This is a genomic window from Lentibacillus populi, from assembly GCA_014642895.1.
Taxonomy (GTDB): domain Bacteria; phylum Bacillota; class Bacilli; order Bacillales; family Amphibacillaceae; genus Lentibacillus_C; species Lentibacillus_C populi.
In genome coordinates, this window is the sequence record BMJD01000046.1 from 17,311 (window position 1) to 30,873 (window position 13,563).

The window sequence follows — 13,563 nt, forward strand, 5'->3', positions numbered from 1 at the left end:
GTTATATACCTCCTACAAAACGTTGGCGATTTAGGATTTTCTTCGGGTCGTTGGTTTGTTTTATTCCTTCTAGTAATGAAAAATAACTTGGCTTTTTCCCCCACACACTAACTGCCTTTCTTAATTTAAACGGTAAATGGGTACATATGACAACCCCGCGTTTTTCTTCTACCTTTGCCCTTAATGCTTTAATATAAGAAACAATATCTTCGGGAAAGCCTTTTACATAAACTTTTGAAATACCGTGACCTAAGCCACCATGAGCTTCAACCACAACATGATGTGCTTCAGCTAGCTGATCAGCAGCTTCCAGGCTAATGAGAACATCCAAATTATTGCTGCCAATTTTCAATGCTGCTAGAGTGTCTGCATCAATCTCGCTGTCATTGTAGCCATTCGGACCGAGGTGTCGGAACTTATCCCACCACTCGCTTGCTTTACCCTCATGCAGCACTGTATGCTTGACCCCGGTCGGCAAATGCTTGCTTATCCATTTTTCTTGTTCCAAAACCGCCTTTTTCCGATCCTCAAAAGCAATTACCAACGTATTGTTTCTTTCGCCGGTCAATTTTTCTGCAAGCTTAGCGTTCAACATTTCCAGGGAAACTGGCTCCATCATCGAATCGAGAAGTTGAACCGAAAATGCACGAATATCCGGCTTACTGCCTTTTGGGAAATGTAAAAGAGACAGCCCTTCGTATTTCGGGAGTGGGCGTAATTTAATCGTGATTTCAGAGATCACTCCAAGTGTTCCCATTGCCCCGATAAAAAGCTTATTCATATCATAACCTGCTACGTTTTTCACTACTTTCCCGCCTGTACGGATGACCCTTCCATCTGGATATCCGATTCTCATACCAATGACCAAATCCCTCGCTGATCCATACAGCAGCCTTTTCGCACCACTGTCATTTGCCGAAACAATACCGCCAATTGTTGCCATTTCCGGCCACGGTGTATCAAGTGCAATCCGCTGTCCATGTTTATGTAATTCATCGGTAATTTCCTGTAATGTCGTTCCAGGCCTCACCGTCATTGTTAAATCACCAACAGAATGCTCCACAATCCCCTTAAAACTGGCAAGCGATAATAAAATGTCTGCCTGTTCCATCAGACCGCCGTAACCTCGCTTCGTTCCACCGGAAACAATAGTAACCGTTTTGTCATGTTCATTTGCATAAGCAAGAACGCTTGAAATATCCTCCTCAGTATGAGCTTCAACGATCGTATCGCCGCCATTTCCAAGCAAATGTCCTTCTTCATTGTTATGTATTAATTGAACACTCGTCAAAATCCCTTCCAGCCCTAATGAATTCATGTTGCCGTACCCCCTTTTTGCCCTTCTACATGACGATGAAGCAGTTCTTCAACAGATGTAAGATGACAAAACATCGCTTCACTCGCTTTCGTTGCATCACCTGCTTCTACAGCACGATAGATTGCAACATGCTGTTCGATAATAGCGGACGCTAATTTTCGATCTGCCAAAATAATTCGATGGCAATCCATCATCCCTTTTTTCATTAATGTTGAAACCGTTTTCATTAAATCGATTAGTATTGTATTACCACATGCATCCGCAATTTTCTGATGAAATTGGTAATCCGCTTCCCATCCCTTTACAGTAGTGGCCTTCACTAATTTATCTAACACCAGTTTCATTGCCTTAAGTTGACTTGCTGACCTATTCAATGCAGCCATTTCAACAATCCCGACCTCCAAAATTTTACGAACCTGATAAAGTTTGTTAATATCATTCTCTCTTAAGAGCAGCACATCCGGGATTAATGTAGTAGTGTCTGTATGACAGACAAACGTCCCCTCGCCATGCTTTACATGAACAATTCCCTTCCCTTTTAGGGTGGTTAAAGCATCACGTACGGAAGAGCGGCCAACGCCAAACAGATCACATAATTCCCGAACAGAAGGCAGCTTCTCTGCAGGTGCAACCTTGCCCGTACGGATCCATTCCTCGATTTGTTCCACAACAATCTCCGATACTTTTTTCCTTGGTATCTTCTCCGTTTGGAGCATGTGGACACCCCCTGTCTATTCCATAATGGCTTCCACTTATCACATATCTGAACACTTTATTAATATTAAAACAGTGTACTATAACAAAGTCAAGGCTATTTTTACAAAAGTACAAAAATTCATTAAATACGATTTCCATTTGCCTTTTTTGACAAAAGAGGTGATGTTTCGAGGCAATGTTTTGGAGATAGAAAGAGGAGCTAAATGCAAATACGTATAACTCCTCTTTTAATAGCAGATGGTGATCAAGTTATCGGAATTGCGCGTTCGCTGCCCGGGGTTGCGCGCTCGATCCACATTTTGCGCGTTCACCACCCGCGCTCGCGCAACGAACTCCAGCCAATAAATTAATTCTTCACATGATATTTTTCCTTTACCTCCAGACGACGACGATGCAGAATTGGTTCGGTGTAGCCGCTTGGCTGCTCTTTTCCTTTGAAGACAAGGTCACAAGCTGCCTGGAATGCAACAGACTCATCAAAATTAGATGCCATTGGACGGTATTGCGGATCACCCGCATTTTGCTCGTCAACAACCTCTGCCATGCGCCTCAGGGAATCAAGCATTTGCGCTTCTGTACAAATACCGTGATGCAGCCAGTTAGCCAGCATTTGACTGGAAATACGCAAAGTAGCACGGTCTTCCATCAGCCCAATATTATTAATGTCTGGAACCTTCGAACAACCGATACCTTGCTCTACCCAGCGGACAACATAACCAAGCAATGATTGGGCACTATTATTGAGCTCATCCTCCATTTCCTCGGCAGACCAATTCATATTTATTGCAAGCGGGATTTGCAAAATCGCATCACGATAATCATCGGTTTTTTTCGCAAGCTCTTCTTGAACCTGATTAACATCAACTTCATGGTAATGAAGTACATGCAACGTTGCAGCTGTCGGTGACGGGACCCAAGCCGTATTCCCGCCTGCTTTTACATGGCCTATTTTTTGATCAAGCATAGCGGCCATTAAATCCGGCATGGCCCACATTCCTTTACCGATTTGTGCTTTTCCTTTCAAACCACTATCTAAACCAACACGTACATTATTTTTCTCATAGCCATCAAGCCAGATCGATGTTTTCATTTCATTTTTGCGAATCATGGCGCCAGCTTCCATTGATGTATGAATTTCATCACCAGTACGGTCCAGAAAGCCTGTATTAATGAAAACGATTCGCTCTTTTACTGCATGAATACAATTTTTTAAGTTCAGACTTGTTCGGCGTTCTTCGTCCATTAAGCCGATCTTGAGCGTATTACGTCTCATATCAAGCATATCTTCTATCCGGTTAAACAATTCATTCGCAAATGCAGCTTCCTTTGAACCGTGCATTTTCGGTTTTACAATATAAACAGAACCCTTCTCGGAATTTTGATATTGGCCATTTCCCAGGAGATCATGCTTAGCGATCAGGCTTGTAAACACACCATCCATGATACCTTCAGGGATTTCTTGTCCAGATTGATCAAGAATCGCGTTGTTAGTCATTAAATGGCCAACGTTGCGGATAAACATCAACACACGGCCGGAAAGGGAAATTCTCTCCCCATTCAAGCCTGTATACATACGGTCAGGGTTTAATGTACGTGTTATTTCCTTTCCATCTTTTCTGAATGTCGATGTTAAATCTCCTTTAATCAGGCCAAGCCAATTGCGGTAAACGTGCGTTTTATCCTCAGCATCTACCGCGGCAACTGAATCTTCACAATCCATAATGGTAGAGGTTGCCGACTCTAGATAAACGTCTTTCACGCCCGCTGCATCCGTTTTTCCAATTGGGTGATGGCGATCGATTTGAATCTCAACATGTAACCCGTTGTTTTTTAACAAAATAGCTGTTGGCTCTTCCGCTTGTCCCCGGTAGCCCACAAGTTTATCCGTATCTTTCAGTCCTGCAGTTGTATCGTTTTTAAGCGTTACCTTTAAATTACCATTATGAATGGCATATTTGACCGCGTCTGTATGTGATGCTGACGCAAGCGGTACGTTTTGATCAAGGAAGTTTTTAGCGAAAGCAATGACTTTTTTACCGCGAACAGGATTGTAGGCACCTTGTTTCTCAGCGCCGCCCTCTTCACTTATCACGTCTGTTCCGTATAATGCATCATATAGTGATCCCCAGCGTGCATTAGCAGCATTTATGGCATAGCGTGCATTGTCAACCGGTACGACGAGCTGTGGTCCTGCCTGAAGCGTAATCACATCATCAACATTGGCCGTCGAAATAGCAAAATCCGCGACCTCAGGCTCCAGATAACCAATTTCTTGCAAAAATGCTTTATACGCTTTACCATCAAATTCGTCGTTTTCTTCATGCCACGTATCAATTTGTTTTTGAAGCTCATCACGTTCCTCCAACAATGTTTTATTCTTGGGAGCCAAATCAGCAACAAGTTGCCCGAAATCACTCCAAAAACTTTCCTTGTCAAGACCTGTTCCCGGAAGTGCTTCAGCATTAACAAAATCGAATAGCTCTTTTGCAACCAGCAAATTGCCAGTTTTTATGTATGTCATTCATGATTCCTCCCTTTCATCTTACCTACTATTCTAAAATGATCAGGGCGTAAACAGAAATATCTGTTTTGCATGAATACTATTCCTTTAAGCTATACCTTATAGTATAATAGGCTAAAATTGGGTTATTACGGTTTGGAAAGGGGTGTGGATAATGGACGTCAGGCAGATCGAATATTTTACAGAAGTTGCGAAACAGTTGAATTTTACAAGAGCAGCTTCAACGCTTCATATTTCCCAGCCGTCATTAAGCAAGACAATTAAAAATCTGGAGACCGAGCTCGGTATTCCGCTTTTCTATCGAGGGGCTAAACAACTGGAATTAACCGATGTAGGAAAGGCATTCCTGGTTAATGCCCAAAATGTGCTTGATACTTTTGCAAACTTAACATCGGAACTGGATGAAGTGATTGATTTAAAAAAGGGTGAAATTAAAATTGGAATTCCCCCGATTATCGGTGCGGCTTTTTTTTCAAAGTTAATAAGCAGATACAAAGAAGCTTATCCTTCGATCGATATACTATTAACCGAGGTTGGCAGCAACAAAATTAAACAGGGTGTTGCGGAAGGTGAGATTGACATTGGCTTAGTATGTAACCTGCCCATTCAAAGAGAAAACTTTGAAACAATTAAACTATTAAAAGATCCGTTAATGCTGATTGTGCAAAAAGACAATCCTCTAGCGCAAAAGAAGATAATTGAATTTTCGGGTATAAGAAAGGAACCATTTATCATGTATCGGCGCGATTTCTCCCTGCATGACAGAATTATGGAAGCTTGCGGTATACATGGCTTCTACCCAAATGTCGTCTGTGAAAGCTCACAGAAAGATTTTATGATTGAAATGGTTGAAGCAAAATTGGGTGTCGCCTTATTACCGAGCAAAATTTGCGACCAGATTAATAACAAACAAATTGTCGCCATTCCTTTTTCCAAACCGATTGTTAATTTGGAATTAGGCATGATCTGGAAAAAGGATCGATACGTGCCATATGCTGTCCGTCGGTTTATTGCGATGGCCAGGGAGTTTACAGTTTAGTTCATGTGAGACTACCTGCCAGGCTTGCGGAATCCCATCACCCGAATTTTTTAAAAAAACAAAGCCAACCCTATTCAGGTCATGTTAAAAATTGAACCTTCTTCCTTTATTCCTATCTCTGTTTCTTCTTCCGCTTCTTCCACTTTTTCTTCTTTTTGGTTGCAGGTTTCGGGACTTTCAATGTGCGTAATCTATTTGGCAGTTTCTTGCTTTGCGCCCCCATATAGATTTCCGCAAATGGATAAAACGATTCCAGTTCGCCCTCAACAATATCAACTTTCATATCGACTACGTACTTTTCCATTTCCTTTAATTTTCCAGCACTCTCCAACTCTTCTTTCGTAGGCAAAAACGGGATATTCCCATTCGATTCCTGAAAAACATCAAATAAATTAGCTAATCCACTAGCAACCATTTGTCGCAAGTCTTCCGCAGCCAATAATTGATATTCACTGGCACCGAGCAGCATTTGTTTATAATGATGGGCGGCTCTTTCCAAGTCTTTTATTTGGAAAAAATATTGCCCCAATGTATAGTGAGATTCTATCTGACCGGGATCAATAACTACAGAATATTCATAAACACATGCCGCAATCTCCGGACGGTTTCCCTTATCATACAAATTACCAAGCCGATTCCAAACAAACGAATTGTCTGGATCCTCCTTCAATTGATGCAAGAGGTGCAGTTCGGCATCTGAACTAAATAAATGCCAGCTCCCATCATACAACAAGTTTTTCCCTACTGTACATCGATTTTCCATTCCAAAAGATCCTTTAGCCAGTATTCCAGCCATGGATGCTATTATAAATTGACTTGGCATCTCCCAGTTACCCGCATCGTTGCAATGCTTGCAGCGAAAATATCCCGTTGTTTGAATGGGATATTCAGTACCTTCCCCATCTTCTTCGCGATCAACATTAACAACCATCAGCCCAACATCGTACTTTCCTTTCCGCCCACAGCTTTTACACGTTAACATGAAGGAATTTTCTTCAAAATGCTTTGGGATATTTTCTTTTTGTCTATTGATCAGTCTGGCATATTTTCCTGGTAACGATGACAGGGTTGGGAACTTTTGGATTTCTGTTATTTCTTTATCGGTCAGCTGCTGAATCAACAATGGATTAATTTGTGCACCAGGCAATCCAACCACCCCCTCGTTTTAATTCTTATATGCTAAAATTCTATCCAAAGTTTGTTTAAAAAATTGTCCCGTGCTTCTTACTAGGGATTTCCTCTCCTTCTCCCCAGAAACAAGATTTTGAAGTGAGGGAATCCTATTTCCAATATTTCACAAACAAACCCCACACTTTCCTTCCCGGTTTCGTGCAGGCTTTCGTTGGCATAATCTGCGCTATGACTTAATCTCCGCAATCATCCCATGAACCTTCGCAACCTCTTCATCCGGAACAATCAAGTAGTAAACACCACCGATTTTCTGCCCAGTACCTTGCATCATGTAACTAACGGTATTTTGTCTAACATCTTTATAGTGGAGCAGTAAACTTTTCATATCATCAAAATCCAGGTTTGTTTCCATGTTGTTGCCCAGTACATCGATCATGTCATCAATCTTCGTAACGGATGCGACACTCGCACCTTTATCAACAATAGCTTCAATAACCTTGCGCTGCCGTTTTGTGCGGCCAAAATCACCATTCGGATCCAAATGACGCATACGTACGTATCCCATTGTCTGTGGACCGTTTAGGGAAATCTCACCTTTACTAAAGTGATATCCTTTTTTATAATAGCCTTCATCGTACCAATCCAGCTCGTTATTTAACGTAATACCGCCGACAGCATCGACCATTTCTGATAAACCTTTCATGTTCATTTCGACATAATAGTCCAATTCGACACCAAGGAAATTCTCAACCGTTGCGACGGACATATCGGTACCGCCAAAAGCATAGGCATGATTAATTTTATCCATTGATCCCTTGCCAACGATTTCTGTTCGCGTGTCCCTAGGTATACTAATTAATTGCATTTTATTCGCCTTTGGATCAAGCGAAAGAACCATTAACGCATCGGATCGGCCATTGTCACCCTTACGTTTATCGACACCAAGCAATAATATGTTAAGCGGCTTCTGCTTGCCAATCTTTTTCTTGCTTGCACCCGGGTCAATCGAAGTTACCTGCTTGTGCATTTTTTCATTGACCGTTTCCTTTGCATTATGATAAATCGAATATGCATAAGCACCGACACCAAGCACTAGTATTAAAATCACAGCCAAGCTAATTTTCAGCCAACGACGTCTTGGTTTTTTTCGTCTATCTGATCGTTTTTCTACCATTATTATTCCTCAATCCTTAAAAATTTCTATGACTATTATACCATTTGCCCTCGAGTATTCAATGATAATAGCAAATTTGACAGGATTTTGTCTAATTGTAGTTTAGTAGTACAGGACATTTTGCGAATTATTGGAAACTATTGATTTGTACGATGTAAAAATCCTGCTCTTCGCAATTTATTAATAGTAATGAAAATTATTGTACATCTCAAAATACATTCTACTGCTCAAATACGTGTTATAATTTTTAGTAAAAGAGGTGTTTAAAATGAAGTTAGGGCAACGGATGCTAACCCCCTTTGTAAAGGCAAAATACTTATCTGAAGCCAATTATAGAAGATATACAAGTATCATTCATTAAAAATCAAAACGACCGATCTCAATATCTCATCATCACTCATCTTCTCCTCAAGTCCTAGATCATTACCGGATATCCTTTCACTTAAACCAATATGCTGTATAACCTCCATCAACAAGCAGGGTTGTCCCATTTTAATTCGATCTTAATCTGATATGCCTTCATTTTTCCTACCTCTTTTACTGGGATTATTTAAAAAACCGTCACTTCCAATATTATCCATCATAGTACTGATTAAAACCACGGTCTATCAAAACCTAGCCTGTGTTCTATTTGTTTTTTTACTTTATCCTTAGCTAGTAAACCCATCGGATCCTAGGGCTCAGTTCGATTGTTTCCTGTCCCCCCTTGCTATTCTACTTATAAATGACAAATCGTGCGGAAGTTGTATTCGTACAATAAAGACATGACTAATCAAATTAATATACCCATCAAATCAAACTTTCCTTTTGTTCTTATACGTACGAATTCAAATTTTTTGTGTTATCTTTCTAATTATCTTAATTGTGTATGGCGGTGTAGCGACAGGTGAATGCTTTTCCTAAATGCCCTAAACCCTCTAAATCTGGTTCATATCGTTTATTATCTTGTCTTGCGCCAAAAAAGTGTGACACCGATACAACATCTGTTATATTTAAACTTGAATTATCATTATGTTCAAATACCTAAAATCTTAAATGAAGGAGACAAAGCATTGATTGAAGTATACACAGATGGGGCATCAAGTGGTAATCCGGGAATGAGCGGGGCCGGGGTTTATATTAAAGCCGGCGGAAAAATATATGAGTATTCTTTTCCATTAGGAATGTACTCCAACCATGAAGCTGAATTCGCAGCTGTTATCAAAGCTTTAGAAATATGCAAGGAGCATTTTCCAGGTGAAATACTGTCGTTACATTCTGACTCCCGGCTGGTAGTAGATGCTATCGAAAAAGATTTTACGAAAAACCAATCCTTTCGCCCTTTACTGGAAGAAATTAATAAAGAAGCAAGCCATTTTCCTTATTTTTTTATTAAATGGATACCGGAGAAGCAAAATGGTCATGCGGATCACTTGGCCAGGAAGGGGATTCGGATGCAGTAGGGGCGGGTTCCTACTTTATTGGTATGTACCCGCTCTACCTGGACACATTGAAAAAATGCATTGGACATTAAAGATATTAAGCAGATTATATGGCTAAGAATAATGGGTGGCGATTAGACTATTTAGATATCTTCGCAATGGTTAGTCCCCAAAAAAATAACTTTTACTTGATAAATTCCTCTATACCTGCTGAAATTATCAGGATATCCACAATAAAACTATAAATTTTCACTGTCAAAAGCATGATAGTATAAACTCATGCATAATGACATGCAACCCAGTGTTCCTCTTCTACTTCTCTCCACTCCGGCATTTCTATGCACAGTTCTGTTGCCAATGGACATCTGGTACGAAAACGACAACCTGTTGGCGGAGAAATAGGACTTGGCAAATCTCCCTGTAGAATAATTCGTTCCCGTTTTTTCTCAATTGCCGGATCAGGCATTGGGATTGCCGACAATAAGGATTGCGTATATGGATGCAGCGGATTATTATTTAGTTCATCTGCTTCCGCTAATTCCACGATTCCCCCAAGATACATCACACCAATCCGGTCGCTTATATACTTCACCATTGATAAATCATGGGCAATAAATAAAAAAGTAAGATCTCTTTCTTTCTGCAACTGCATAAGCAAATTAACTACCTGCGCTTGAATCGAAACATCCAAAGCAGAAATAGGCTCATCCGCAATAATCAACTCCGGTTCAACTGCAAGAGCACGCGCAATCCCGATGCGTTGCCGCTGTCCACCTGAAAATTCATGTGGGTATCTGGATGCATGATCTGCTTGTAAGCCAACAATTTTTAAAAGTTCCTCAACTCGTTTTCTTCTTACCTGCTTACTTTCCATCAATTGATGGATGTCGAGACCTTCAGCTATAATGTCTTCCACTTTTTTTCGCGGATCCAGCGAGGCATACGGGTCTTGGAAAATCATTTGGATCTTTTGTGTGAAATTTTTTTTATTCTTTTGTGTAAGTCGTACATTATCGTATATTATCTCCCCTTCAGTCGGTTCATAAAGTCCCAGTAACGTCCTGCCAGCAGTAGACTTTCCACATCCGGACTCTCCCACCAAGCCAAGCGTTTCTCCCTTTTTTATTTCTAAGTCAATCCCATCAACAGCCTTTAAAATTTGTTTTGATTTTAAAGGGAAATGTTTCTTTAAATTCCTTACTTTTACGAGTATCTGTCTGTTTGCTGCATTCTTTTGATCCGTAGTCTGACCCGTAATTATTTCATTGATATGCTGGTTAAATTCAATCTTAGGTGCCTGCGGATGAAGTAACCAAGAAGCGGCTGTATGCGTATCACTTATTTGGAACATCGGCGGTTCTTCATCATAGTCAATTGCCAAGGCAAATTCATTACGTGGAGCGAAAGCATCGCCCTTGGGAGGATCCATCATATCAGGCGGACTTCCCGGAATCGAATATAATTCCCCCTTCGTATTCAAGGTTGGCATCGATTTTAACAATCCCCAATTATAGGGGTGAGAGGGGTGATGAAAAATTTCTTCCGCTGTCCCTTTTTCTACTATTTTACCAGCATACATAACCGCTACGGAATCAGCAACATTTGCAACCACTCCTAAGTCATGGGTAATAAAAATGATAGATGTTCCCGTTTTCTTTTGGATTCTTTTCAGCAAATCCAAAATTTGTGCTTGAATCGTGACATCTAATGCTGTAGTAGGTTCATCAGCTATTAACAGCTTCGGGTTGCACGCAAGCGCCATAGCTATGACAACCCTTTGCCTCATCCCACCTGAAAATTCATGCGGGTACTGGTTAATCCTTGCTTCCGGATTAGGTAAGCCTACTAACCGAAACAGGTCGAGAGCTAATTCGATTGATTCCTTCTTGCCAAGTTTTCGGTGCTTGATAGCACTTTCAATCACTTGTTTACCGACTTTCATCGTTGGGTTTAAAGCTGTCATTGGGTCTTGGAATATCATGGCTATTTCCGAACCACGTACCTTTTGCATTTCTCTTTTTTTCAAAGTCAGCAAGTCCTTGCCAGAGAATTCTATTTGCCCATCGTCTATCGAAGCATTCTGGACAGGAAGCAGACCCATTATCGCCTTGGCAGTAACGGATTTACCTGAGCCGGACTCACCGACAATCGCAAGTGTTTCCCCTTTTTTCACAGAAATATCAGCACCTCTTACTGCCTTAACTTTTCCAGCATACGTTTGAAAAGATACGTGTAAATTTTTAATCGATAATAATGGTTCCATATTAAAAATCTCCTCAATATACGTTTTATAAATTTACCATACAGCTATTTTCGCATTCTTGGATCCAAAGCATCACGTAAACCATCAGCCAACAAATTAAAACTAACCATCAGACCCACGATAACTATGGAAGGGAAAGCCAGTAAGTAGAAATGGCTACGCATCGATTGAAATCCATCATTAATCAGCACTCCAAGGGAAGCAAGTGGTTCCTGAAGCCCTAAACCTATAAAACTTAAAAAAGCTTCTGTAAAAATGGCACTTGGTATGGTAAACATCATATTTACGATAATGAGCCCCAATGTATTTGGCAGCATATGACTCGTAATAATATGTTTATTTTTTGCTCCCAGCGCTCTGGACGCAAGTATGAATTCCTGCGTCTTCAGTTTAAAAATTTGCCCACGGACAAGCCTGGCCATATTCACCCAGCCCGTTATCACCATGGCAATCGTGATAGTTAATATGCCCGGTTGCATAATCATAATTAATAGAATAATAATGATTAAATTTGGGACCCCTACTAATATTTCAATAATCCGTTGCATGAAATTATCTACTTTTCCACCTTTTAAAGCAGAAATAGATCCATAAGTAATTCCGACGCAGATATCTAATAAGGCAGCTAACAATGCAATATATAAAGATATACGAGTCCCTTCCCATAAGCGGGTCCACTGATCACGGCCAAATTTATCCGTTCCTATCCAATGGTCGCTATTGGGTTTGGCAAAAACGTTATCATAATCCGTTTGTTGATAGCTATATTCGTTCAAATGTGGTCCAATAATAGCCATGACTATGATAATCATTAAGATTACCAAACTGGCCACCGTGCCTTTATTTTTTTTAAAACGCAGCCAGCCCTCTTGAAAACCACTTATCATTGGTCGATGGATTGCTTCCATTTTTTCATCTTTACGTCCAACTATTTCAAATCTCTCAACTGAATAATTGTCATGAGTCGGATATTGTTTTGTCTCATTCATGAATCGGTTTACTCCTTTCCACGGATCCTTATTCGTGGATCAATAATGCCATATAATAAATCTACTACCAAAATAGTCAAAATAAAGAAGGAACTATAAAAGAGAGTCAAGCCCATTATTGTTGTATAATCATTTGTTTTAATAGAATCTACAAATAAACTTCCTATTCCGGGTATACTGAATATGTTTTCAATTACTAACGAACCAGTTAATAAACTTACAAAAACAGGGCCTAAAATGGTTACAACCGGAATGAGTGCATTTCGAATGGAATGCTTGATAAGCACGGTAAGATCACCTAATCCCTTCGCATGTGCAGTGGTGATATAATCCTGTTGTAATACGTCCAGCATTTCATTTCTTGTAAATCTGGCAATAAGGGCAATAACCGTTACTGCCAAGGAAATTGTCGGCAGGATGGAATTCAGATAGCCTTCCCAATACGCAACAGGGAACAGACCCCATTCCAAACCTAAATAGAATTGCAGGATTGCTGCCAATACAAAATTCGGTATCGAGATCCCCAAGACAGCTACAATCATCGTAAAATAATCCCAAATCGTATTCTGTCTATATGCAGCAATGATTCCCAGAATAATACCAATCGACAATCCTAACACAACAGCTTGTATTCCAAGTAACGCAGAAGGACCAATACGATCCATAATCAATGAATTTACAGTTTGTCCCTTATAATAGTACGATATCCCCAAATCACCTTGAACAAGGTTACCCAAGTATTTTATGTATTGAACCGTTACGGGCTGATCAAGTCCATATTTAGATAAAAACTCCATTCTATCTTCGTCAGATAGTTTTGCGAGTTTTTCCTCATCAAAAGGGGAGCCCGGCAACATTTTCATTAAAAAAAATGTGATCGAGGCAATAATAAATAACTCAAGTTTCGGAGTAAAAAAATCCGTTCAAACCCATATCAAATCAGGGTTTACTATCAAAAACAAATCAAAAAAATACAAAAAACACCCTATT

At 40.2% G+C, this 13,563-nt stretch carries 10 protein-coding genes; 2 read left to right on the forward strand and 8 right to left on the reverse strand.

All coding sequences use genetic code 11. The annotated features are described in order from the left end of the window. Position 1 precedes the first annotated feature (1 nt). The 3 genes from IEX12_RS19345 to IEX12_RS19355 form a co-directional block, all read right to left on the reverse strand. Positions 2-1,318 (reverse strand): FAD-binding oxidoreductase, encoded by a 1,317-nt coding sequence (locus IEX12_RS19345; RefSeq protein ID WP_088052659.1) that lies wholly within the window; start codon positions 1,316-1,318, stop codon positions 2-4. Then, on the reverse strand, positions 1,315-2,034 hold the full coding sequence (locus tag IEX12_RS19350) for a FadR/GntR family transcriptional regulator (protein WP_088052658.1): 720 nt from the start codon (positions 2,032-2,034) through the stop codon (positions 1,315-1,317). Before IEX12_RS19350 ends, IEX12_RS19345 begins: the two co-directional genes overlap by 4 nt. A gap of 347 nt (positions 2,035-2,381) precedes the next feature. After that, on the reverse strand, positions 2,382-4,556 hold the full coding sequence (locus IEX12_RS19355) for a malate synthase G (RefSeq protein WP_088052656.1): 2,175 nt from the start codon (positions 4,554-4,556) through the stop codon (positions 2,382-2,384). Between the two features lie 154 nt (positions 4,557-4,710). Between IEX12_RS19355 and IEX12_RS19360 the strand changes: the two genes are divergently transcribed. Then, the gene (locus IEX12_RS19360; RefSeq protein ID WP_102414759.1) at positions 4,711-5,595 is read left to right on the forward strand and encodes a LysR family transcriptional regulator; all 885 of its coding nucleotides are present in this window, start codon (positions 4,711-4,713) and stop codon (positions 5,593-5,595) included. 112 nt (positions 5,596-5,707) lie between these two features. Here the strand turns inward: IEX12_RS19360 and IEX12_RS19365 are convergent, their stop codons facing one another. Both IEX12_RS19365 and IEX12_RS19370 read right to left on the reverse strand, forming a co-directional pair. After that, complete coding sequence (locus IEX12_RS19365; RefSeq protein WP_088052654.1) at positions 5,708-6,742, reverse strand: tetratricopeptide repeat protein; 1,035 nt, start codon at positions 6,740-6,742, stop codon at positions 5,708-5,710. Positions 6,743-6,952: 210 nt separating this feature from the next. Further along, complete coding sequence (locus tag IEX12_RS19370; RefSeq protein ID WP_088052653.1) at positions 6,953-7,900, reverse strand: LCP family glycopolymer transferase; 948 nt, start codon at positions 7,898-7,900, stop codon at positions 6,953-6,955. Between the two features lie 1,052 nt (positions 7,901-8,952). On the opposite strand from IEX12_RS19370, the gene IEX12_RS19375 reads away from it, so the two are divergent. Then, a complete protein-coding gene (locus tag IEX12_RS19375) occupies positions 8,953-9,342 on the forward strand; it encodes a ribonuclease HI family protein (protein WP_088052652.1) in 390 nt (129 codons plus the stop codon). A gap of 256 nt (positions 9,343-9,598) precedes the next feature. Here the strand turns inward: IEX12_RS19375 and IEX12_RS19380 are convergent, their stop codons facing one another. Genes IEX12_RS19380 through IEX12_RS19390 form a run of 3 tightly spaced genes read right to left on the reverse strand, consistent with a single transcriptional unit; the run spans position 9,599 to position 13,463 of the window. Further along, entirely contained in the window at positions 9,599-11,584 is a 1,986-nt protein-coding gene (locus IEX12_RS19380) for an ABC transporter ATP-binding protein (protein WP_088052651.1), read from the reverse strand. A gap of 44 nt (positions 11,585-11,628) precedes the next feature. Then, on the reverse strand, positions 11,629-12,573 hold the full coding sequence (locus tag IEX12_RS19385) for an ABC transporter permease (RefSeq protein ID WP_088052650.1): 945 nt from the start codon (positions 12,571-12,573) through the stop codon (positions 11,629-11,631). Between the two features lie 8 nt (positions 12,574-12,581). Continuing rightward, a complete protein-coding gene (locus IEX12_RS19390; RefSeq protein WP_286171274.1) occupies positions 12,582-13,463 on the reverse strand; it encodes an ABC transporter permease in 882 nt (293 codons plus the stop codon). Positions 13,464-13,563: the final 100 nt, after the last annotated feature.

Coding starts and splice junctions, on each gene's coding strand:
- IEX12_RS19385 (WP_088052650.1), bottom strand. CDS start 12,573: ATGAATGAGACAAAACAATATCCGACTCATGACAATTATTCAGTTGAG.
- IEX12_RS19370 (WP_088052653.1), bottom strand. CDS start 7,900: ATGGTAGAAAAACGATCAGATAGACGAAAAAAACCAAGACGTCGTTGG.
- IEX12_RS19350 (WP_088052658.1), bottom strand. CDS start 2,034: ATGCTCCAAACGGAGAAGATACCAAGGAAAAAAGTATCGGAGATTGTT.
- IEX12_RS19380 (WP_088052651.1), bottom strand. CDS start 11,584: ATGGAACCATTATTATCGATTAAAAATTTACACGTATCTTTTCAAACG.
- IEX12_RS19360 (WP_102414759.1), top strand. CDS start 4,711: ATGGACGTCAGGCAGATCGAATATTTTACAGAAGTTGCGAAACAGTTG.
- IEX12_RS19345 (WP_088052659.1), bottom strand. CDS start 1,318: ATGAATTCATTAGGGCTGGAAGGGATTTTGACGAGTGTTCAATTAATA.
- IEX12_RS19355 (WP_088052656.1), bottom strand. CDS start 4,556: ATGACATACATAAAAACTGGCAATTTGCTGGTTGCAAAAGAGCTATTC.